A 22959-nucleotide genomic window follows, 5' to 3' on the forward strand; every position below is an offset into this window, starting at 1 on the left:
GAACATGGTATGCAAATAAACAATCTTTCTGAGAAGATAAACGCCTATGAGGCAAAGATCAAGGCGGCAACAAGTCGTGTAATAGATAGTGGTTGGCTTGTCTTGGGTCCTGAGGTCAAACGATTCGAGAATTTGTTCGCTGAGTACCTTGGTGCGCAATACTGCGTTAGCTTAGCTAACGGGACAGATGCCATTGAACTTTCCTTGAGAGCGCTGGGGGTGGAAAGCGGCGATATTGTTGCGACAGTTGCAAATGCTGGAATGTATACCACGACCGCACTCCTAGCGATTGGCGCTATTCCATTTTTTATTGACGTGGATCTCACGACAAGAAACACGACCCTCAAAGAGGTTCAAAGAGCACTTGATGCTGGAGTGAAAGCAGTCGTTGTCACTCATCTTTATGGCCGTGCAACGCCAGAAATCAAAGAGATTGCACAGCAGTGTGCATTGCATGGCGTTCCATTGCTGGAAGATTGCGCTCAATCGCATGGTGCATCCATTGGTGATCAGCGAACTGGTACCTTCGGTGATGCCAGTAGTTTTAGCTTTTATCCCACCAAGAATCTAGGGGCCCTGGGAGATGGAGGGGCTGTAGTTACCAACCGGAACGATATTGCTGAAAAGGTCGCGCGGTTACGCCAGTATGGTTGGTCTTCTAAATATTGTGTTGAATATGGGGGGGCTAGAAATAGTCGCCTTGATGAGATTCAAGCTGCTATATTGGCGGTATTTTTGCCAGACTTGGATGCTGCCAACGAACGCAGACGTCATATTGCCAAACGATATTCTTTAGAGATTAAGCACACAGAAATAACCTTGCCACCTATAGGTAGTGCTGATTATGTCGCTCACTTGTATGTTATTCAAAGCAGCAAACGAAATCTACTGCAGGCATATTTGAAGGGTTTCGGTATATCGTCAGATATACATTATCCAATACCAGATTACCGCCAACCTTTATTTAAAGATAAATTCGCAGAAATAGGGCTGAAGAATACTGAGAGACTTTGCAGTGAAATCTTGACCTTGCCATGCTATCCAGAAATGAATGATTCATTGGTGGACCAAGTTATTTCTGCGGTCAATGCGTGGGAAATATGAAATATACGGTAGTTATACCCGTTTATAAAAATGAGGCTTCGATCCCAAGATTGCTAGAGGTCTTGTCAGATATGGGGCATCAACTTGGCAGGCAGATGGAGGTTGTTTTCGTTGTCGATGGCAGCCCAGATCAGTCATTTGCGATGCTCAAAGCATCTTTGCATCAGCTCGATTTCCCTGCACAATTGCTGCTTCATTCGCGTAATTTTGGATCATTTCCGGCTATCAGAAGCGGGCTTGCAGTTGCAAGGGGAGAATATTTTGGAGTGATGGCAGCTGATCTACAAGAACCTCCCGAACTATTGATCGCATTCTTCGTCGCGCTGGCGAATGAGGAATATGATGTAGTTATTGGTACGCGTGAGAGCCGCAACGATCCATATTTTTCGCGGATAGCTTCCGGGATATTTTGGTCTTTGTATCGGAAGATGGTCGTTCCCGATATGCCGGAAGGTGGAGTTGATGTGTTCGGATGTAACCGTGCATTTCGCGATCAGTTACTGAAATTGGAGGAATCTCGTTCATCATTGATTGCGCTTATCTTCTGGCTTGGATTTCGAAGGAAGCTGGTCAGTTATGAGCGCTTGATACGCCAAGAAGGGAAATCAAGCTGGACTCTGAAAAAGAAGATTGACTATATGATGGATAGTATCTTCGCCTTTACCGACTATCCTATTAGGTTATTGATTCGTATTGGCGTGCTTGGCTGTATTATGTCAATGGCTTTAGGTGCTGGTGTATTTATTGCTCATGTATCTGGGCGCATCAATGTGCCTGGCTATGCGGCCACCATGCTTGTGGTTTTGTTTTTTGGCATGCTTAACCTTCTTGGGCTGGGACTTGTCGGCACCTACGCATGGCGGGCATATGAGAATAGCAAACAACGTCCGCTTGCCGTGGTGGCATTGAATATATCGAATAGCAGGGAAGGAGCGCTCTCATGGTGAATAGTGAGTCCATTGAAAGATCGTTCTTCTATTCGCCCTTTAGCTTTATAAGAGGTGTGGCTGACCTTGGCGAAGAATGGCTTGATGAATTGAAGGCTGCGACAGAGAGGGGGGGGATACAGCGATTTGTAGATGTGTCTGGTATTGTAATATTCTTCAAGACATTGAAATGGGATAGCGATTTTTTTGGGATTCCTTTCTTTAAAGTGGAATTTGTAGATTTCCCCGAAAAATCAGATCTCCAGTTGCTTCAAAATTCTTTTTCAAATTTCCGTAAATGGATAGCTTCTTCAAATTCGGAGTTCTACATATTTGCTGAAATTCCCTGTGAAGACACTGGTGTTGTTGCAGGGATGACTGGGGCGGGTTGGAGGCTAGTAGAAACTAGGGTTACTTGTTTTCGAGACGATTTGCAGAAATTTTCTTTTCCTAGAAGAAGCTCAGTTCGCAATGCCTCGTTATTAGATATCAGTGCCTTACGCAAAGCTGCTGTTGACGCGGTAAATCATTATGATAGATTTCATGCTGACGATTTTTTTTCCGAGAAAGAATCCTCGGATTTTCTTGGAATATTTATAGAGAACTCTGTCAAAGGTTTCGCAGACGAAGTTATTGTCCCCTCCGAAGGAGAGGCAAATGCATTTCTTACGGGAAACTATGTTGTATCGCCTTTATCTCTTTCTAGGAAGAGAATTGGAAAGATGGTTTTGTCTGCCGTGACCGGCGAGCGAAAAGGTTGGTACACCAGGCTGATTTCCGAACTGAGCTATAAGTTCAAGGATAAAGGTCTGGATACTGTTTTCATGACAACGCAAGCAACTAACCGTGCTGTTCTGAAAGTTTGGGCTCACCATGGCTATCAATTTGGACGGTGCTCTCACATCTTCTCTACATATTCAAGAATTAAATAAAAATATGCCAATATCAACCTTTTCAGTAGTCCATGTAGGTGCCATTGTTCCTGATTCCGTAAATTTGGGGGATTTTGTATCTGTTCACGCTGGTGCATTGTTGGCGGAGAACTGCACAATTCATGGATTTACTCAGATATGGTCTGGCACAAAAATTGGAGAAAATACGTGTTTCGACACAGGTGTTTCTTTAGAAAGGCCAGATGATAAAAAGAATTTAGGAATTTCATTCGGGGCCAATTGTCAAATAGGGGCTGGTGCCGTAATCCGTCAAGGGCTCAGCATCGGTGAAGGAGCCATTGTTAGACCTGGAAGTGTCATTGAGCAAAATGTGCCTCCCTACGCAATTGTGTCTGGTGTCCCTGCTCGGGTTTTAGGCTATCGAGAAAGTCAGTTGGAGAGCTCAGCGAATTTTGCATTTCCAAAAGCAAACTTCCCAGCAAAAGAGTCTGTTGAATCGCTGGGTGTTGGAGGTGTGACATTGCATACATTGAAGAAGGTATGTGACCCCAGAGGAGATTTGTCGGTTGGAGACTTCGCCAAGAATATCCCATTCGATCCAAAAAGATATTTCCTGGTCTTCAACGTGCCTAGCGAGAAGACTCGCGGCGAGCATGCCCATTACGAATGCCATCAATTTCTAATTTGCGTTAAAGGAAGTTGTGCTGTAGTTGCTGATGATGGTTTATCTCGACGGGAAGTGTTGCTGAGCTCTCCGGAGATGGGCGTTTATCTTCCGCCCATGACTTGGGGAATTCAATATAAATATTCCAACGATGCAGTATTACTTGTTTTTGCATCCCATTACTATGATTCCGCGGACTATATTAGAGATTACTCTGAATTTGTTGAAGCTGTCCGCCGACAGGGGCGCTAATGTTGAACTGGATAAGAAATAAAAATATCCAGCGTTGGCTGATTTTTGTCGTTGGAGGAGGCATTAATACTGGATTCACATATTTTTTATATCTGCTGCTAAAGCTGATGCTTGCTTATCAGTGGGCATATGCTATATCTTACGTGTCAGGTATTTTCTTCTCTTATTGGTTCAATTCTGTTTTTGTTTTTCGATCAACCTTGTCATGGAAAGGCATTTTTGCGTACCCTTTGGTCTATGTTGGACAGTATTTGGCATCAGCTTTTTTTCTAGCGGGACTCGTTGAGTACTTGGATGTAAGCCAAAATATTGCACCTATCCTTGTGGCAATCGTGCTGCTTCCCATTACCTATTTGTTGTCGAAGTTATTGCTGGGAAAATCAAGTTCCAGAAGAACTCCAAGATGAGTCGTATCTTTATGAAACTAGCTAACACCACTGGTACTGAAGGACAATCTTCGCCATGGAAAGTTTTTTCCTCAGAATGGCCGTGGTGGACTTGCGGCTTCATTATTTCATTTTTTTTGGCCAGTCTTCTGATGACGGGATGGCCTGAGGGAATTTTTCCTAATCTGTCTTACCCCTATACATATTCCGGCGATGGCTTGAGCCATTCCTGGATGACCTTGAGGGCGATAGAGGGATGGGTCTTTGAAAATGATCGAAGCGGTTATCCGTTCGGTTCTTCTTTTTTTGACTACCCTGGCTCGGATTTTGGGAATTTGGGGGTTTTGAAGATTCTTGGATGGATTACTGGAGAGTATCACTCTGCAATCAATCTATTCTTCCTGCTCAGTTTTTCCATAGTATTTGTCTCTTCATTTTGCGTTTTGCGTGCTTTTGGCTTGCGTCAGTTATTGGCAGTATGCGCCTCTCTGTTGTTTTCTTTTTTGCCATTTCATTTTCTCAGGTTGGGTCATTTATTTTACCTCTGGTATTTTGTTGTTCCTTGGTTTTTTTATATTTGCTTTATCTTGTTTTTTCGTGCCGATGAAACATTTGCTTCCTCGACGTTAATCAGAAAAAAAATGTTCTTATGGTCGACCATAATCGTGTTGGCCAGCTTTGGCGTCTACTACGCACTCTTCGGTGTTCTGATGCTGGGCATCGTTGCACTTTCCGTTGGAATAAGAACGAGTAGCATGCGAAAAATGGCCCCAGCCCTGTTGGCCGCGGTTATTATCACAGTGGGCGTCATCATAAATGTGGCTCCTAATATAGTCTATAAGAAGCAAAATGGAACGAATACCGAGGTGGCTGTGCGCTCTCCGTCGGAAGCAGAGGTATATGGATTCAAGCTGATGCAGCTTCTTATGCCACGACCCGGGCATCGCAGCGAATATCTTGCAAGTTTATCGGCTACTTACGGCCGTGACTATCCTTTGGTTAATGAGAATTCAACGGCATCTCTGGGACTCGTTGGTTCTTTAGGTTTTATTTTTGTATTTTTTATCATGCTTGCCAGATTCTCTGGAAAAGCGGTGGACATCAGGCTGTCATTTTTATCATTGATCGTCATTTTTCTTTTTCTTTTGGGGACGATTGGTGGGCTTGGTGCAGTTTTTTCTGCATTTTTATCATCCTCCATTCGTGGGTGGAACCGGATTAGTGTTTTTATTAGTTTTGGGGTGATTGCAGTTTTTTTTCTGGTTGTTCAGAATTTTATAGAAAGAAATTTTTCTCCTAGACGTTCAAGTTTTGTAATATCTTTTTTGGCTTTTGGTCTATTGATTTTGGGTATGTTCGATCAGACAACGCCAGCGTGCCATTCCTGTAATGAGAAAACAAAATTAGCTTTTGAAGCTGATAGGAATTTCATTGAGAAAATAGAAGGTATGCTTCCTGTCGGCGCTGCTGTTTATCAATTACCATATATGCCATTTCCAGAAGTCGCTCCGAAAAATAGGCTGCACACCTATGATCTGGCTGCTGGCTTTCTGCATTCCAAGAGCTTGCGTTGGAGCTATGCCGGCATGAAAGGTCGAGAGGGAGATCTTTTTTACAGAGCTCTCGCTCAGGAGTCTATTGAGAAGCAGATTGATGTGATTAGTCGACTGGGATTTTCCGGCGTGTATATAGATCGGCGCGGCTTTGACGACAACGGAGACTCTTTGATAGCTCGACTGACTGTGTTGTTGGGCGGAGCACCTTCTCTGCAACGAGCGGATGGAGAGATAGTTTTTTTTAAGCTGAAATCTAATATAATAAAAAATACTCAGGGACTGAGTGCGGCAGCGATTTATAAAATCGCTGGATTCACTGTGGATCATTTGGGCGCGCGCTATGCGGCCAGTTTATCCGAGGGAATAAATTTCACCAAAAATAATTGGCCTGAATTTCTACGTGATGTTAAAGGTGTTTCTGGATCGGAGCCTTGGGGGCGTTGGTCGGATGCGAATTTACATTCGAGTGTGGAATTCCATTTTCTTGATCCTCTCCCGAATCAATTTGATTTGATTTTATATGCCAAGCCTTTCGGGCGATCGGGTACGCAAGAAATTACTGTCCGAGTTGGAAAAAAAGAATATCATATAATTCTTAAACCAGAAGGTGGAGAGATACGTGTTCCTGTGAACTTGCTTGGAGAGCGGGTGGATTTGTTGGAATTCATTCCCAATAATCCCGTTTCACCGTATAAGTTAGGGATGAGTGCAGACTCGCGAAAATTGGGTATAGGCTTTGTTTATTTGAAATTTCAATATAATTAGAGAAATTTCTGACGATTATTTGAAATCTAGTCGAGGAGAGTTTTTCAATGAAACGTGCAATTGTTACAGGAATTACAGGACAGGATGGCGCATATCTTGCTCAGTTACTTCTAGAAAAAGGGTACAAGGTTTTCGGCACCTTTCGTCGTACCAGTTCCGTTAACTTCTGGCGTATTGAGGAGTTGGGGATACAGAACCATCCCAACCTGAATTTGGTTGAGTACGATCTGACGGATCTGTCTTCCAATATTCGTTTGCTGCAAGCGACTGAAGCCTCCGAGGTCTACAATTTGGCCGCTCAAAGCTTTGTTGGCGTCTCTTTTGAGCAGCCAGTGACAACGGCGGAGATCACCGGACTAGGTGCTGTGAATTTGCTGGAAGCTATTCGTATCGTCAATCCAAAGGTACGCTTCTACCAAGCCTCTACTTCCGAGATGTTTGGCAAAGTTCAAACCATTCCTCAACATGAGTCCACCCCGTTCTATCCACGCAGCCCCTACGGCGTAGCCAAGCTGTATGCGCACTGGATGACGGTGAATTACCGTGAGAGCTACGGTATCTTCGGCTCCAGTGGTATTTTGTTCAACCATGAGAGCCCTCTGCGCGGTCGCGAGTTCGTCACCCGCAAGATCACCGATTCCGTGGCCAAGATCAAGTTGGGCAAGCTGGATGTTCTGGAGCTGGGCAACCTGGATGCCAAGCGCGATTGGGGATTCGCCAAGGAGTATGTGGAGGGCATGTGGCGCATGCTTCAGGCCGATGAACCCGACACCTTTGTTCTCGCTACAAATCGTACCGAGACTGTGCGCGATTTCGTCAGTATGGCTTTCAAGGGTGCTGGAATTACCGTGGATTTCAAGGGAGAGACCGAGAATGAAACGGCCGTGGACGTGGCAACGGGAAAGACGGTGATGCGTGTCAATCCTAAGTTCTATCGTCCCGCGGAAGTGGAGCTTTTGATTGGTGATCCTGCCAGGGCCAAGGAAAAATTGGGCTGGGCGCCAACCACAACCCTTGAAGAGTTGTGCCAGATGATGGTTGAGGCTGATTTGCGCCGTAATCAAGCCGGATTTTCTTTCTGACAGATTGGACCGGTAATTTATGAATCAACAGCAAAGCGGCGCAAACAAGCGAGCCCTGGTGACCGGAGCTGCCGGCTTCACTGGACGTTATCTTGTTCAAGAGCTCGAGCAACATGGTTGGGAGGTTTGGGGGGTGGGGCACGCTCCTCAACAAGGCCTTGCCAATTATCGGGTTGCCGATCTTGAAGAATATGCTCAGTTGCATTTGGCTGTGCAGGAAATTGCACCGCACGCTGTTTTCCATTTGGCGGCTATCGCCTTCGTGGGTCATGGTTCGCCGCTGGATTTTTATCGCGTCAATGTGGGAGGATCCCGCAACCTGCTTCAGGCGCTTGCGAGCCTGAAGCAAGTGCCGGAGAGCGTATTGCTCGCCAGTAGTGCCAACGTCTACGGCAATACGGCAGAAGGAAAGCTGAGTGAGGCAACGCCCCTGAGTCCAGCCAATGACTATGCAGTAAGCAAGTCGGCGATGGAGATGATGGCCCGGCTGTGGATGGATAAATTGCCCATTGTGATAACAAGGCCGTTTAACTACACCGGCGTTGGGCAATCCAGGGATTTCCTTATACCCAAGATCGTGGATCATTTCCGTCGCAAGTCACTCCAGATCGAGCTGGGCAACCTTCAGGTCTGGCGTGATTTTTCCGATGTGCGCGATGTGGTGCGCGCCTATCGTTTGCTGGCCGACAGACGGGTGACCGGCACCGTGGTCAATGTGGGTTCGCAACAACTCAATTCTCTGCAAGAGGTACTGGAAAAATGTGTTCGACTGACGGGGCACGAGATGCAAGTCCAGGTTAATCCAGCCTTTGTAAGGGCGAATGAAGTCAAGACCTTGTGTGCAGACACATCAAGACTTGAGGCTCTGATAGGAGACAGGCCGCTGACACCTTGGGATGAAACGCTGCACTGGATGCTTCATGACGGTTTGTGAGGCGTTGTGATGGGTTTGGACGTGATTCTGGCCACCGATGTTCTCAGCCCGCCGCTGACTGGTATTGGCCGATACAGTTATGAACTGACAAGGCGCCTCGCTAGCCATTCGGACGTGGAACGCTTGCGTTACTTTGCAATGGGGCGTTGGGTTGCTGATCCGTTGTCGGGTCTCGACCAGCCTGTCCATGAGCGGGCGACCTTGCGTACGCGCCTTGCTGCCAACCGCTTAGCGGTCCGTGCCTACCAAGCCTTGACGCCGGCCATTTATGGCTGGCGTCTACGGGGGAACAGGCATGCGGTATATCACTCTCCGAATTACGTCGTGCCTCCGTTCGATGGCGCGGCCGTTAGCACCGTTCACGATCTCTCGCATGTGCTGCACCCTCAGTTCCATCCAGCAGCACGTGTCGATTTCCTTAATCTTGCATTTGGTGCCAGCATGAAGCGCACGCACCATGTGATCACTGATTCGGAGACGGTCCGACAAGAGTTTCTTGAGCGCTATGACTGGGCTCCCGAAAATGTGACTGCAATAGGTCTGGGCGTCGATCCGGTGTACCGCCCCAGATCACGAGAAGAGGTTGAACATGCGCTGGCGCAATGGAATCTGCGATATCGCGAATATTCGCTTTATGTCGGGACGATCGAGCCCCGTAAGAACCTGGAGCGGCTACTGAGAGCATATGGCAGCTTGCCTCTTGAACTACGGCGCGGTTTTCCCTTGGTAGTGGCTGGGTCGAAGGGCTGGAACTCCGACGAGATGCATCGGCAGATGGCCGTAGCCCACGACGAGGGGTGGATGCACTATCTGCGCTTTGTGGACCAAGCTCAGCTGCCCTTGCTGTATGCCGGAGCGCTATTGTTTGCCTATCCATCGTTGTATGAAGGATTTGGCCTGCCGTTGGTTGAGGCGATGGCCAGCGGAGTGCCGGTTCTGACCTCCAGCACGTCGTGCATGCCGGAAATTACGGCAGGAGCGGCCCGTCTGGCCGATCCGATGCAGGTGGAAGACATCGCGTATCAGCTAAGGGCTTGCCTGAGCGATACCCAGTGGCAGGATTCAGCACGGGCCAAGGGGCTGGTTCGGGCCGCACAGTTTTCCTGGGATCGGTGCACGGAGCAGACTGTGAGCGTTTACGCGCGGGTGCGCCGCCAAATCGAGGGCGGATAGAGCTAGCCAGGCCGGCTCTTGCCATGAGCGATGCTCAACAGCGAAGACACTGCCACATAGCGCACCGCGTTACCCCATGACTGGAAGATTTTCGATCTGTTGACTCTGGCCGTGTGCAGAGGTAGTGCCACCTCTGCAATATTCAAGCCTTGCCTGCGCATGAGCAGCAAAGTCCCGATGTCCTGGTAGTCGAGCATGGTGGCTTCGGTGGAGGTCGCCACCTCCAGCGCCTGCCGGTTGTACAGCCTGAATCCAGAAACGAAATCCCGCAGGCCAAAACCTGTTAACCAGCGGAACCATTGCCACGCGATGCGGCGCACCAGGCTGTTGCGCTCGGCGAAGTAGGCTACGACCATGTCCGCCTGCTGGCGTTGTGCCAGCAGCGTGGGCAGCTCCTCCACCTCATAGCGACCTTCAGCGTCGATGGTGACGACGGTCTGGAACCCATGGGTCTGCGCGTAGCGCAGGCCGGTTTGCAGGCTGCCCCAATTTGTCATTGCCAGCAAGGGGCGCAGTACCCTTGCTCCGCATTGCTCGGCTTCATGGCAGGTGGCATCTGTGCTGCGGTTGTCCACGACGAGGACGCTGGCCTCGACCAATGCATGCACGCGACGTATGAGATGCGCAATCTCGGCTTGATTGTTGCGCGTAGAAATGACAACCAGCAAGTCCTGGCGTGCTCTTGCCGGGCGAGTGTCGGGTGCCAGGCTGCGGTAGTGGCGCGCCACGCTTCGTTCACAGGGGCCGATGCTGAAAAACCGATGCAAGGCCTTGTGGCCCGATTGGCCCAGCCGCCGCCTGAGGGCCGTGTCGTGCTGCAGGCGAGCAATGCTGCTGCGCCAGGCATCAATGTCTTCAAACGGTACATGCAGGCCGGCGTGCGAGTGGGCGACTACCCAGGGCATGCCCGAACCGGGAAGGTCAGTTACCAAACAGGGCTTGCCGTGCAGCATGGCCTCCAGCAATACGATGCCGAAAGCTTCCGTACGTTCGCGCGAGGCAAGACAGAAGATGTCGCACTCTGCAAACAAGGCATGTTTTTCCTCGTCCGATACCGAGCCCACCAGTCGCACACTGGCCTGTCTGCCCTCGGGAGTGCATTGGCGTATCAGCTCTTCCAGGGGTGCTCGCAGCTCGCCTTCTCCCGCAATCAGCAACTCCACGCTTGGCATGGCCGAGACGGCTCGGATCAAGGTCTCGAAGCCTTTGTAGTAGGTCAGCCGCCCGATGGACAACAGGCGCAGCCGGGTGTCGGGGCGCCAGCCTTGGCCGTGCTGCAGCGATGCTGGTGCAGGAATGGTTTCGAGGTTCAGGCCCAGCGGAACGATCTCGCATTTGCTGCGCCAAGTGCGCAGGGCATTGCTGGCCTCAAGATAGGGTGGCGACGTTGCGAATACCTGTTGGGCGCGTTCCAGCAAGGCCTGCTCGAACGGCCGGTACAGCATGTAAGCCAATGCCACGGACCACTTGATGTTGGACACCACCACATCGGAGTGCCAGTGGATGACCCAGGGCACGCGCCGCGCGATGGGCAGGGTCAGTGCCCAAAGCGCCGAGTTGTTGGGCAGATGCAGGTGCAGTACGTCGGGCTGAATGCGTTCGATGGCGCGGCCCAGTGCGCGCCGGAATCCCATGGCCATGGGGGCATAGACCAGATTGAATTGAACGGGCACGCGTTCCAGCCAGGCGGGATCATCCGGCTCCGGATCACCATGGACCAGGGCATGCGCATCGACACCCTGGCGTCGTTGCTCGTGTATCAGGTCGGCCAGAAAGACTTCCATGCCGCCCCGGTAGGGAGGGAAGAATTTACCGACGTGAAGTATGCGCAGGGCCATGGCGGACAGCGCCTACTTCGTCGTCTGAGGCTTTGCGGTAGCCGGGCTCAACTGATTGCGGACCTGCCGGTACTGCGGATTCTGTGGCTCCAGGCGTATTGCCTGGTCCAGACTCTTCAGTGCTTCCGGCAGGTTGCCCAGGCCGTGATAGGCCATTGCACGCCCGTAGAAAGCGGGCGCGCTGGGGCTGCGAGCAACCAGTGGTTCCAGCAGCTCTTTGGCTTGCGCACTATCACCCTGGCCGACAAGGGCCAGCCCCAAACCGACGATCAGGCGAGGGGCGTTTGGCGAGGTCTGCAGCAGAGTTCGGAAGTCGTCAGCTGCAACTTTGTATTGCTGCACACCTATGGCCGCCTCTGCGCGTTTCAGGCGCAGGGTCTGCTCCATTTGCTTGGCGTTGGCACTGTCTTCGGTGGGCTCGCCCAGGGCGCGTGAGTATTCCTCGAATGCTGCGCGCAACTGGCCTGTGGCCATCAACGCTTCGGCTTTCTGGTAGTACAGGGCTTGGCCCTTGAAGCCTTTGGCCTGGGCTGCGGCAAACGCATTGAGGGCTTCGGGGAATTTCTTTTGCAGGGACAGAACGGCACCCATATTGAACAGCGCATTGCCTCCCAAGTCTCCAAGGGCGTTGGCCGTGGCGAAGTCCTGCAGCGCCTGGTCGAGCATGCCCTTGTCTGCGTGTGCTGTTCCGACGTTCAAGAAGGCACGGCCGCGTCCCACGGCATTGGCGGGGGCTTTTTTGTCGATTTTTTCAGCGGCATCGGCCCAGGATGTGCCTACATCTTGAAGAGAGAGCACGCGCTCGAAAGCCATGGCTCCGAACACCAGCCCGATGACGATGCCTGCGATGTAGATGGTGCGTGGTTTGACCCCTGTCAGCGCAATGGCCGCCAACCCAGGAATGGCCACCGCCCACAGGTAGCTGCGATACAGCACCAAGGGGTCCTGCAGCCAGACTGTGGCGAATTCCGTCACGTACCAGAGCAGGGGAAACAAGAGGCAGAGCGCTACCAGACCGATGACTCCGGGGCGCTTGAGCAAGGCCCAGATCGAGCAAGCCAGCAGGCCCAGGTAGCCCAGCGCGCCAACCAGATGCCAGATTGATCCGAAGCTGAGAGGAAAGGCCGGTCGTAGATCAATGGACATCCATCCCACGTAAGGAGCGATCCACAGAAGGCCATAAGCAAAGAAAAGGGCCGCCTCGTTGAAGATGCTCAAGGGATAGATCTGAGAGGCAATCCCAGGCCGAAGGGCTTCCAACTGCTTTGCGTAGCCCTGGGATTGCTCATCGAAAACCTGCCCCAGCAGTTGGCCGAAAAAATGGAATATCGCTGCCGAAGAAATTGCCAGCAGTACCAACGCGACGCCAATGATGGCCAGGGAGGCCTTCAGGCCCGGGCGCCGTACGAAGATATAGAGCGGCACGACCATGACAACCGTCAGAAAGGCATGCTCTTTTGAGAGAACGGCAAGTACATAAAGGACCAGTGCTGCCACATGCCAGATGGCTCTTCCGGATCGAAGGCCGCGAACGAATGCCCAGCATGCCAGCACCGCGAACAGCGTTGCCATGACGATGGAGCGCTGCACCAGGTATCCAACGGCGTAGACCGCGACAGGGTTCAGTGCAAAAAGGATCAGGCCCAACTGCAGGGCTGCATCGCGCGATGCGAGGAAATGGGGCTGCTCCTCGATGTCATGCGGAAAGCGCGTCTGCGTCAGCAGGGCCTTGAACAGTGCATACAAAGCCGCCACGGTCGCGAGATGCAAGGCGATATTGAAGACGCGCTGCTTCCACCAGCCGGCTCCAAAGAGCTGTTCGATCCAGACGAAGCTGCCATACGACAGCGTGCGCTGCTTGAAATCCAGCAGGCTGCCGTAGTTGCCGAAGATCGTTCCATCCGTCAGGCGCATATCGTCGAACAACAGCCCGTTGTTCAGGCCGGGCAGGTAAACGCCCAATATGGCCAGCAAAAGAAGGGCACTGAACCAGTAGATCGCTTTGGGGGAGGCAGCCATTGCTTCTTGTCTTGTCTCGGATGTGGCAGAGCTTGGATGGGTTGGCCTTGCAAATGGCCTCTCATGGGAAAAGCGCAGGCAGTTTAACAGCCGTGAAACCCGGTTACTGCGCCTGCTGCGCAAGTGATGTGAGTGTTGTGAGAAGGCCTGCGATGAAAAAAGCCCCATGTCGCGGCAGGCGTGGCATGGGGCTGGGAGGCCATCAGGTGGGGCTAGTGCCCCTGGCGTTTTGCTTACAGGCCGGCTGCAGCGCGCAGCACGGCTGCCTTGTCCGTCCGCTCCCAGGTGAACTCGGGCTCTTCACGGCCGAAGTGGCCGTAGGCGGCGGTCTTGCTGTAGATGGGGCGCAGCAGGTCCAGCATCTGGATGATGCCCTTGGGGCGCAGGTCGAAGTGCGCGGCCACCAGCTTGGCGATCTCGGCATCGGGGATGACGCCCGTGCCTTCGGTGTAGACCGTGATGTTCATCGGGCGTGCCACGCCGATGGCGTAGGCCACCTGGATCTGGCACTGGCGTGCCAGGCCGGCGGCCACGATGTTCTTGGCCACGTAGCGCGCGGCGTAGGCGGCGCTGCGGTCCACCTTGGTCGGGTCCTTGCCGCTGAAGGCGCCGCCACCATGGGGGCAGGCACCGCCGTAGGTGTCGACGATGATCTTGCGGCCGGTCAGGCCGCAATCGCCCTGGGGGCCGCCGACAACGAAGCGGCCCGTGGGGTTGATCAGGTACTTGGTGTCCTGCAGCCACTCGGAGGGCAGCACGGGCTTGATGATTTCCTCGATGATGGCTTCGGTGAAGCTGGCCTTCATCTTTGTGGCGGTTTCCGACTGGTCTGGGCTGTGCTGGGTGGACAGCACCACGGTGTCGATGCTGTGGGGCTTGCCGTCCACGTAGCGCATGGTCACCTGGCTCTTGGCGTCGGGGCGCAGGAAGGGCAGGCGGCCGTCCTTGCGCAGTTGGGCCTGGCGCTCGACGAGGCGGTGCGCGTAGTAGATGGGCGCGGGCATCAGCTCGGGCGTCTCGTCGCAGGCGTAGCCGAACATCAGGCCCTGGTCGCCGGCGCCGGTGTTGAGCTCGTCATCGCTGGCCTTGTCCACGCCCTGGGCGATGTCCTGGCTTTGCTTGTCGTAGGCCACGAGCACGGCGCAGCCCTTGTAGTCGATGCCGTAGTCGGTGTTGTCGTAGCCGATGCGCTTGATGGTGTCGCGTGCGACCTGGATGTAGTCGACGTTTGCGCCGGTGGTGATCTCACCTGCCAAAACCACCAGGCCCGTGTTGGTCAGCGTCTCGGCCGCAACGCGGCTGTACGGGTCTTGGGCGAAAATGGCGTCCAGGATCGCGTCAGAGATCTGGTCAGCCACCTTGTCCGGATGGCCTTCAGAGACGGATTCCGAGGTGAAAAGAAAGTCGTTCGCCATATGAATAAACTCCTTGGTTGCAGCTTTTTTGCTGGGCGCTGCCCAAGCTGCAGGAGCTCTGGCGAACGCTTTAGCAGAAATTGTTTAACGTCGCTCTGCAAGTTGCTCAGTTAACTCAGCGACACCCATCATTTTAATGCCATCCCTGTTCCGACTGTTTGCTGCACTGCCTTTGTGGCTATTGCACCCCCTTGGCGCGCTCATGGGCTGGGTGGCGTTCGCCGCTTCGGCCACGTACCGGCGCCGCTTTCTGGCCAACGCCCGGCAGGCCGGCTACGGCCTGGGCGCCGTGGCGCCGGCCGTGGGACACGCGGGGCGCATGGTGGCGGAGCTGCCGCGCATGTGGATGGGCAGGCAGCCGAGCTGCGAGATGCACAACGAGGAATGCGTGCGCCGGGCCTACGCGGCCGGGCACGGCATCATCTTTCTGACGCCGCACCTGGGCTGCTTCGAGCTGTCAGTGCAGCATGCGGCGCGGCAATGGTCGGCCGAGCATGGCGAGATCACCATTCTCTACCGCCCCGCGCGCCAGCCCTGGCTGGCCCGCGTCATGGAGACGGCGCGCAACCGCCCCGGCGTGCAGGCTGTGCCGACCACGCTGGCCGGCGTGCGCCAGATGATCAAGGCGCTGCGCAAGGGCGCGGCCGTGGGGCTGCTGCCAGACCAGGTTCCGCCCGAGGGGCAGGGCGTCTGGTCGCCGTTCTTCGGCCGTGATGCCTATACGATGACGCTGGCGGCGCGGCTGGCGTTGCAGACGGGGGCCGCGGTGATCGTGGCCCGTTGTGAGCGCTTGTCCTGGGGGCGGGGCTATGCGCTGTATCTTGAGGAGTTGCCCGTGCCCTTGTCCGAGAATCTGGAAGCTGCGGTGCAGCAGATCAATGAGGCGATGGAGCAGACCATCCGCCAATGCCCGCAGCAGTACCTGTGGGGTTATGCGCGCTACAAGCAGCCGCGCCGTGAAGCACCTGCTGGCGAGGTGGGTGCATGAGCGGGCGCATCGGCGTGTGGCTGATGCGGTCGCTGGCTTGGATGCCGCTGCCGTGGCTGCGGGGTCTGGGTGCGTTTCTGGGGCGTGTGCTGTTCGTGCTGGCCGCGCCGCGCCGCAAGGTGGCGCTGCGCAATCTTGCGCTGTGCTTTCCCGAGCTGACCGAGGCGCAGCGCGTGGACCTGGCGCGCAGCAACTTCATCGTCTTTTGCCAGACCTGGCTGGACCGCAGCTGGCTGTGGGCCGCGCCGCGCGAGGTGGTGGCCGAGCGCGTGAAGCTGCAGGGCGCCGTGCATGAGCTCGATGGCGATACGCCCACCATCCTGTTCGCGCCGCATTTCTACAGCATGGATGCGGGTGGCCTGGCGCTGCCTCTGCACACCACGCGGCCCTTCACCTCGATCTTCTCCACCCATCCGGACCCTGCGGTCGATGAGTGGTTCATGTCAGGGCGCCAGCGCTTTGGCGACGTGCGCATGCTCAACCGCGCCGACGGGGTCAAGCCCATCATCTCCAGCCTGCGCAAGGGCGGGCTGCTGTATCTGCTGCCCGACATGGACTTCGGCCGCAACGACTCGGTCTTCGTGCCCTTCTTCGGCGTGAACGCGGCCACCATCCCCTCGCTGTCGCGCTTCGCGCGCCTGGGCCGGGCCAAGGTGCTGGGCATGTATACGCGCATGACGCCCACGGGCTACGTGGCCGAGATCACGCCGGCCTGGACGGACTTTCCCACCGACGATGCCGAGGCCGACACGGCACGCATGAACCGCGAGCTGGAAGCGGCGATTCGCACCATGCCCGACCAGTACTACTGGGTGCACAGGCGCTTCAAGACCCGGCCCGAGGGCGAGCCTTCGGTCTACTGAACGGGGCGGGACAGGAACTGCTCCAGCGCTTGCCGCACCGCATCGGGCTGCTCGTGCACGACCCAGTGCGAAGTGCCTGCCAGGTGCTGCACCGTCAGGCGCGGCACCCACGGCTCCAGGCCTTCGACCAGGGCAGGTTGCAGCGCCGGGTCGCTGTCGCCCCAAAGCACATGCGTGGGCACGCCGATGTCCAGCATCTCGGGCGGCAGTCTCAGGTTGCGCAGTGCGACGGCTGAGTCCGGATCTTCGGGCCGGGGCGGCACCAGGGGACTGGCGCCGTAGTAGTGGCAGGAGCCTTGCACGCCCAGGTCCCAGTGCTCGCGGTAGCGCTGCTGCAACTGCGGCGTGAGCCAGCCGGGCAACTCGCCCTGCGGTGTGCGGAAAAATCCCAGCATGCGCTGCCAGCCGTTGTCGGCCAGCAGGGCGGGCGCGTCGGGGCGGCGCAGGAAATGCATGTACTGGCTTGCGGCCTGCTGCACGGGGTTGTCCAGCAACTCGCGCAGAAAGGCGCCTGGATGCGGGGCGTTGAGGATCATCAGCCGCTGCATCAGCCCGGGATGGCGATTGGCCAGACCCCAGGCCAGGGCACCGCCCCAGTCGTGGGCGATCACGCAGGCTGCGGGTGCGCCAGGGCTTTCGATGGCGATCAGCGCCGCCAGATCCTGCAGCAGGTGCTTGGCTTTGTACTGCTCCACGCCGGCCGGCTGGCTGGAATGGCCAAAGCCCCGCAGATCGGGTGCGACGCAACGCCATTGCGTGCCGAACTGCTCCAGCATGCCTTCCCAGATGAAGCTGCCCTCGGGAAAGCCGTGCAGGAACAGCAGCAACGGCCGGCCGGGTTCGCCGCTGACGCGGCAGTGCAGATGGATGCCGTGAGGCAGCTCGCGAATGCAGGTGGTCACCATGTTGCGCTCCTTGCGGGGCGCTGGCTACACGAGCGCCTCAGGGCGCTAATCTTGGGGGCTGTCGCTCTCGCCGGGCGTCGCGGCTGCGACGGCCGCCTGCGGTGCAGCCACGGCCGGCTGGGCCAGCCCTTCGGGATGGCTCCAGTGCCACAGCAGCTGGGCCACCTCGTCCACACCCTGCTTCTTGAGCGCGGAGAACATGCGCACCTCGCCACCGCCGGCATTGAGCCGCGTGATGGACAGCACCTTGGCCTGCTCGGCGCGCGTGAGCTTGTCGGCCTTGGTCAGCAGCACGAGGAACTTCAGGCCCTCCTGCACGCGCGGGCGCAGGGCATCGAGCAAGGCTTCGTCGAGTTCGGTCAGGCCCAGTCGCGGATCGCACAGCAGCACGATACCCGTCAGGCTCTCGCGGCTGACCAGATAGTTCAGCATCACGCGCTGCCAGCGCTGCTTGTCCGTGCGCGACACGGCGGCGTAGCCGTAGCCGGGCAGATCGGCCAGCACGGCGTCGGTCACGCCCTGTTTGCCCAGGGAGAACAGGTTGATGTGCTGCGTGCGGCCGGGCTTCTTCGAGGCGAAGGCCAGCTGCTTTTGCTGCGTCAGCGTGTTGATGCAGGTGGACTTGCCGGCATTGGAGCGGCCCACGAACGCGATCTCGGGCACATCGACCTTGGGAAGATGGTGCAGTTGCGCAGCCGTCGTCAAAAAGCGCGTCGTGTGCATCCATCCCATGGCGAGCTTGGGATCGATCAGGGAGGAAGTGGGGGCGGCATCGGCAGCCGGCGCAGCAGGATTCATGGTGTGGTCAGTCTCTCGGGGCCTCATTGTAGGTTCCCCCATGATTCAGCGTTTCTCACGGGCCATATGCCAACTGCGTGGCGCCATATGCAGGCGCGGCGCAGGAAGCTGGCGCTGTCAGGCGAGAGACGCCGAGCAAGAGCCGCCTCGCGGCGAGGGCGTCGTCCCCCTCCCTCGCGTAGCGAGTAGAGAGGGGGAAGGCGCGCAGCGCCTCAGGGGGAGCCTCAAACCTCCTCGCTCCAGCAAAACCCATCCCGCGCAATCATCGCGCTGGCCGCGCTGGGCCCCCAACTGCCAGCCGCGTAGCCGCGCGGCCCCGAGAGATCGTTGCGCCAGTGCTGCAGTATGGGTTCCACCCAGCGCCAGGCCTGTTCCTGCTCGTCGCTGCGCACGAACAGATTCAGCCGCCCGGCGATCACGTCCAGCAGCAGGCGCTCGTAGGCGCCCACGCGCTTGGCGCCGAAGCGCTGATCGAAGTCCAGGTTCAGGTGCACGGGGGCCAGCGAAGGCTCGGCCTGCTGCTGGGTGGCGCCCTGGGCCAGCAGGTGCAGCTCCAGGCCGTCCTTGGGCTGCAGGTTGATGACCAGGCGGTTGGCTTCGGACAGGGGCGAGCGGAAGATGGGATGGGGCACGGGCCGGAAGTTCACGACGATGCGCGCATCCCTTCCTGCCAGCCGCTTGCCGGTGCGGATGTAGAAGGGCACGCCGGCCCAGCGCCAGTTGCAGATCTCGGTGCGCAGGGCGACGAAGGTCTCGGTCTGGCTGCCGGCCGCCACGCCTTTTTCCTGCTGGTAGGCGGATACGGGCTGGCCCTGGCTGGCGCCGGCCAGGTACTGGCCGCGCACCACGTGCTGGCTCAGGGTTTCCGGCGTCCAGGGCCTGAGCGACTGCAGCACCTTGAGCTTTTCGTCGCGGATGGCATGGGCCGATGCGTTGATCGGCGGCTCCATGCCGATGGCGCACAGCAGCTGCAGCGCATGGTTTTGCACCATGTCGCGCAGCGCGCCGGTCTGGTCGTAGAACGCGCCGCGACTTTCCACGCCCAGTTCCTCGGCAATGGTGATCTGGATGTTGGCAATGGTCTCGCGCCGCCACAGCGGCTCGAACAGCGCATTGCCAAAGCGCAGCGCCAGAAGGTTCTGCACAGAGGGCTTGCCCAGGTAGTGGTCTATGCGGAACACCTGCTCTTCGCGCAGGACCTTGCGCAGCGTGGCGTTGATGGCCTGGTTGGAGGCCAGGTCGTGGCCCAGCGGCTTTTCCAGCACCACGCGCGTCTGCGGGCCATTCAGGCCCACGGCGGCAATCTGCTCGCAGACCGTGGTGAACAGGCTGGGCGCAGTGGCCAGGTACATCACCACCGTCTCGGCGCCGCGCGTGTTCAGCGCCGTGGCCAGGCGCTCGTAGTCGGCAGGTTGCGACAGGTCCATGCGCAGGTAGTGCAGCAGGGCCGCGAAACGCGAGAACTCCTCTGGACTGGGGCGCTTGGACAGTTCCACCTTTTCGAAGCGGCCCTGGATGAGCGCGCGGTACTGGTCATCACTCAGATCATCGCGACCCACGCACAGGATGCGTCCCCCCTCGGGGAGGGTGCCATGGCGGAACGCCTGGAACAGCGCGGGCATGAGCTTGCGCCATGCGAGATCACCCGTGCCACCGAACAAAACCAGATCGAAACCCATGCTGTCTCCACAAGTTGGTGTGTCTATTTTTTGGTAACTTGGTTACCGAAATTTTGAAGAATCGGATAAATTATAGGAAGGTATTGAGGTTTTGTTCCAGAGATGTGTTGTCGATTTGGTAATCGGATTACTTTCATCCCATGCTGTCCGTCATTCCCCAGCCCCCGCGCTGCGACCATGCCACTGTCTGGCCTGAGCTGCACCACCATGCCTTGGCCCTGCGCAAGGGCTTCGATCTGCGCCACGCCTTTGCCGATGATCCCGGCCGGTTCGCGCACTTCAGCCAGGAGGCGCCACACTGTTTTGCAGACCTGTCCAAGAACCTCTGGGATGCACCGGCCGAGGCGCTGCTGTTGCGTCTGGCGCGCGAGTGCGCAGTGGAGCAGCAGCGCGATGCCATGTTCGCCGGCGAGCACGTCAACGGCAGCGAGGGCCGCGCCGTGCTGCATGCGCTGCTGCGCTGCCCGCGCGGCGAGTCGCCGCCGGGCCTGGCATGGGCCCTGGCCCAGGTGCACGAAACGCTGGATGCCATGCTGGCCTATGCCGAGCGCGTGAGGGCCGATGCCGGCATCACCGATGTGGTGTGCATGGGCATCGGCGGATCAGGCCTGGGGCCGCAGATGGCCGTGCAGGCGCTGCAGGGAATGTGCGATGCACGGCGGCGCCTGCACTTCGTCTCGAACGTGGATGGGCATGAGCTGCAATCGGTGCTCGATGGGCTGCAGCCGCGCAGCACGCTGTTCATCGTGGCCTCCAAGGTCTTCAACACGCAGGAGACGCTGACCAATGCGCGCAGCGCACTGCAATGGTTCCATGCGCAGGGCGGTGAAGATGTGGCGCGGCATTTCGTGGCGCTGACCACCAATGCCTCGGCGGCTGCGCAGATGGGCATCACCACCACTTTCGGCTTCTGGGACTGGGTGGGCGGGCGCTATTCGCTGTGGTCGGCGATCGGGCTGCCCGTGGCCCTCGCCGTGGGAGCTGCGGCATTCCGCGACCTGCTGGCCGGCGCGCATGCCATGGACCACCACTTCCGCACGGCACCGCTGCAGGCCAACCTGCCCGTGCGCCTGGGCCTGCTCGATGTCTGGAACCGCAATCTGCTGGGCTTTGCCAGCCGCTGCATTGCGCCCTACCACGCAGGCCTGCGGCGCCTGCCGGCCTATCTGCAGCAACTGGAGATGGAGAGCAATGGCAAGCGCGTGGACCGCCAGGGCCGGCCGCTGGCGCTGGGCTCAGCCCCCGTGCTCTGGGGCGAGCCTGGTACGGATGGGCAGCATGCCTTCTTCCAGATGCTGCACCAGGGGACGGACATCGTGCCGCTGGAGATCATCGCCGTGCAGCGGCCGTCGCACGGCCTGCAGGGCCACCATGAGCAACTGCTGGCCAACGCCCTGGCCCAGGCCCAGGCCTTGATGCAGGGGCGTTCCTGCGATGATGGCCATCGCCACTTCCCGGGCAACCGGCCCAGTACCTTCGTACTGCTGGATGCGCTCACGCCGGCGGCGCTGGGTGCGCTGATCGCCCTGCAGGAGCACCGCGTGTTCGTGGCGGGCGCGCTGTGGGGCCTCAACAGCTTCGACCAGTGGGGGGTGGAGCTGGGCAAGCTGCTGGCGCGCGACCTGCAGCAGCGCCTGGCCAGCGGGGATGTGGCGCAGCTCGATGCATCGACCGCAGGACTGCTGCAGCGCATGCGGGCCTGACGCCCCTGGCAACACGTTGCCGGGGCTGTGCAGGCTCAGGCTTCGCGGAAGCTGTTCACCGGCAGGCCCGGCACATCGACACGGCACTCCATCAGTGCGCCGGCAGGCACCTGCGCCGATCGCTCCGGATCGGGCCGGCCGTGTCCGGCCGAGGTGATGTACAGCGTGCGCAGGTCCTCCCCCCCAAAGCAGACCATGGTGGGGCAGCGCACGGGCGTGTCCAGGCGCTGCAGCACATCGCCCTCGGGGCTCAGTTGCAGCACGCAGTCGCCTTCGTACATGGCCACCCAGTAGTTGCCCCGGACGTCGACGCTGGCGCCGTCGGGGCGGCCGCCATAGAGCCTGCCCTCGGCCTTGGGCGCGAAGGCCTTCCACAGCGAGCGCGTGCCCAGCGTGCCGGATTCCAGGTCGAAGGCAAAACGGTCTATGCGGTGGGCTGGCGTGTCTGCCCAGTACATCCAGTCGTCATCGGGGCTGAATGCCAGGCCGTTGGCCGTGGTGCAGTCGCCTGCCATGCGCTGAACAGCGTAGCCTCCGGCGCCGTCCGCACGCAGGCACCACAGCGCGGCATCGGGCGCCGTCTTGGGCGAGAACAGTGACCCCGCCCACAGCCGCCCGGCGCGGTCGCAGCGCCCGTCGTTGAGCCGCAGCTGCTGCGGATCATGGTCCAGGCGGGCGATCATTTCGGTGTGTCCCGTGGCGGTGTCCAGGAGGCCGAAGCCATCGCGCAGCCCCACCACGATGCGGCCCCGGTCCGTGGGAGCGCAGCAGCCCGGTTCGCTGGGCGTGGCCCAGCTGCGGTGCAGGCCTGTGGCGGGCTCCCAGGAATGGATGTGCCGGTCCTGGATATCGCACCAGTAGAGCCGGTGTTCCTGCGGGTGCCAGAAGGGGGACTCGCCGAGTGCACTCGGTGGAACAGGGATGCGCTGCACGGCCATGGTCTGCCTCGGAGATGCGGATGAACGGAATTCTAGGAGGTCGGGACGCACCGCAGCAGCGGCAAATGGTTTGATGCA

The 22959-nt window shown here is 57.4% G+C and carries 19 protein-coding genes; 12 read left to right on the plus strand and 7 right to left on the minus strand.

The window, feature by feature from the left end:
• Window positions 1-9 precede the first annotated feature (9 nt).
• The 9 genes from BW39_RS13155 to BW39_RS30370 are packed head-to-tail and all read left to right on the plus strand — an operon-like array spanning window position 10 to window position 9735.
• The gene (locus BW39_RS13155; protein WP_043822182.1) at window positions 10-1104 is read left to right on the plus strand and encodes a DegT/DnrJ/EryC1/StrS family aminotransferase; all 1095 of its coding nucleotides are present in this window, start codon (window positions 10-12) and stop codon (window positions 1102-1104) included.
• Complete coding sequence (locus BW39_RS29795) at window positions 1101-2051, plus strand: glycosyltransferase family 2 protein (protein ID WP_052155329.1); 951 nt, start codon at window positions 1101-1103, stop codon at window positions 2049-2051. Before BW39_RS13155 ends, BW39_RS29795 begins: the two co-directional genes overlap by 4 nt.
• Window positions 2045-2962, plus strand: coding sequence for a hypothetical protein (locus tag BW39_RS31020; protein ID WP_152547231.1), 918 nt, complete (start codon window positions 2045-2047; stop codon window positions 2960-2962). The genes BW39_RS29795 and BW39_RS31020 overlap by 7 nt, the downstream gene beginning before the upstream one ends.
• The gene (locus tag BW39_RS30360; protein WP_081816196.1) at window positions 2904-3839 is read left to right on the plus strand and encodes a WxcM-like domain-containing protein; all 936 of its coding nucleotides are present in this window, start codon (window positions 2904-2906) and stop codon (window positions 3837-3839) included. Before BW39_RS31020 ends, BW39_RS30360 begins: the two co-directional genes overlap by 59 nt.
• Window positions 3839-4246 (plus strand): GtrA family protein, encoded by a 408-nt coding sequence (locus tag BW39_RS29800; RefSeq protein ID WP_081816197.1) that lies wholly within the window; start codon window positions 3839-3841, stop codon window positions 4244-4246. The genes BW39_RS30360 and BW39_RS29800 overlap by 1 nt, the downstream gene beginning before the upstream one ends.
• Complete coding sequence (locus BW39_RS13160) at window positions 4243-6546, plus strand: DUF7024 domain-containing protein (protein WP_200871512.1); 2304 nt, start codon at window positions 4243-4245, stop codon at window positions 6544-6546. The genes BW39_RS29800 and BW39_RS13160 overlap by 4 nt, the downstream gene beginning before the upstream one ends.
• 47 nt (window positions 6547-6593) lie before the next feature.
• On the plus strand, window positions 6594-7628 hold the full coding sequence (gmd, locus tag BW39_RS13165) for a GDP-mannose 4,6-dehydratase (protein ID WP_043822185.1): 1035 nt from the start codon (window positions 6594-6596) through the stop codon (window positions 7626-7628).
• A gap of 19 nt (window positions 7629-7647) precedes the next feature.
• Window positions 7648-8562 (plus strand): NAD-dependent epimerase/dehydratase family protein, encoded by a 915-nt coding sequence (locus BW39_RS30365; RefSeq protein WP_081816198.1) that lies wholly within the window; start codon window positions 7648-7650, stop codon window positions 8560-8562.
• Between the two features lie 9 nt (window positions 8563-8571).
• Complete coding sequence (locus BW39_RS30370) at window positions 8572-9735, plus strand: glycosyltransferase family 4 protein (protein ID WP_081816199.1); 1164 nt, start codon at window positions 8572-8574, stop codon at window positions 9733-9735.
• 2 nt (window positions 9736-9737) lie between these two features.
• On the opposite strand, the gene BW39_RS13185 is transcribed toward BW39_RS30370, so the two are convergent.
• The 3 genes from BW39_RS13185 to metK form a co-directional block, all read right to left on the minus strand.
• Complete coding sequence (locus tag BW39_RS13185; protein WP_043822191.1) at window positions 9738-11573, minus strand: glycosyltransferase; 1836 nt, start codon at window positions 11571-11573, stop codon at window positions 9738-9740.
• Window positions 11574-11585: 12 nt separating this feature from the next.
• Complete coding sequence (locus tag BW39_RS13190) at window positions 11586-13592, minus strand: tetratricopeptide repeat protein (protein WP_043822192.1); 2007 nt, start codon at window positions 13590-13592, stop codon at window positions 11586-11588.
• A 233-nt stretch (window positions 13593-13825) separates the two neighbouring features.
• A complete protein-coding gene (gene metK, locus BW39_RS13195; protein ID WP_012207402.1) occupies window positions 13826-15007 on the minus strand; it encodes a methionine adenosyltransferase in 1182 nt (393 codons plus the stop codon).
• 136 nt (window positions 15008-15143) lie between these two features.
• Between metK and BW39_RS13200 the strand changes: the two genes are divergently transcribed.
• Window positions 15144-15995, plus strand: a complete 852-nt coding sequence (locus BW39_RS13200; protein ID WP_081816200.1) for a lysophospholipid acyltransferase family protein — start codon at window positions 15144-15146, stop codon at window positions 15993-15995.
• Window positions 15992-16858 (plus strand): lysophospholipid acyltransferase family protein, encoded by an 867-nt coding sequence (locus tag BW39_RS13205; protein WP_016450956.1) that lies wholly within the window; start codon window positions 15992-15994, stop codon window positions 16856-16858. The genes BW39_RS13200 and BW39_RS13205 overlap by 4 nt, the downstream gene beginning before the upstream one ends.
• Here BW39_RS13205 and BW39_RS13210 read toward each other — a convergent pair.
• From BW39_RS13210 to zwf, 3 genes are all read right to left on the minus strand, one after another.
• Window positions 16852-17763, minus strand: coding sequence for an alpha/beta fold hydrolase (locus BW39_RS13210; RefSeq protein WP_043822197.1), 912 nt, complete (start codon window positions 17761-17763; stop codon window positions 16852-16854). The genes BW39_RS13205 and BW39_RS13210 overlap by 7 nt on opposite strands.
• A 45-nt stretch (window positions 17764-17808) precedes the next feature.
• Complete coding sequence (gene yihA / locus BW39_RS13215) at window positions 17809-18561, minus strand: ribosome biogenesis GTP-binding protein YihA/YsxC (protein ID WP_043822200.1); 753 nt, start codon at window positions 18559-18561, stop codon at window positions 17809-17811.
• 224 nt (window positions 18562-18785) lie between these two features.
• Window positions 18786-20240, minus strand: a complete 1455-nt coding sequence (gene zwf / locus BW39_RS13220) for a glucose-6-phosphate dehydrogenase (RefSeq protein ID WP_043822202.1) — start codon at window positions 20238-20240, stop codon at window positions 18786-18788.
• 140 nt (window positions 20241-20380) lie between these two features.
• Here zwf and pgi point away from each other — a divergent pair, with 140 nt between their 5' ends.
• A complete protein-coding gene (pgi, locus tag BW39_RS13225) occupies window positions 20381-21943 on the plus strand; it encodes a glucose-6-phosphate isomerase (RefSeq protein ID WP_043822204.1) in 1563 nt (520 codons plus the stop codon).
• Between the two features lie 35 nt (window positions 21944-21978).
• Here pgi and BW39_RS13230 read toward each other — a convergent pair whose 3' ends face one another.
• Entirely contained in the window at window positions 21979-22881 is a 903-nt protein-coding gene (locus BW39_RS13230; RefSeq protein ID WP_043822206.1) for an SMP-30/gluconolactonase/LRE family protein, read from the minus strand.
• Between the last annotated feature and the right edge of the window lie 78 nt (window positions 22882-22959).

Source organism: Delftia sp. RIT313 (genome assembly GCF_000632165.1).
GTDB classification, from domain to species: domain Bacteria; phylum Pseudomonadota; class Gammaproteobacteria; order Burkholderiales; family Burkholderiaceae_C; genus Comamonas; species Comamonas acidovorans.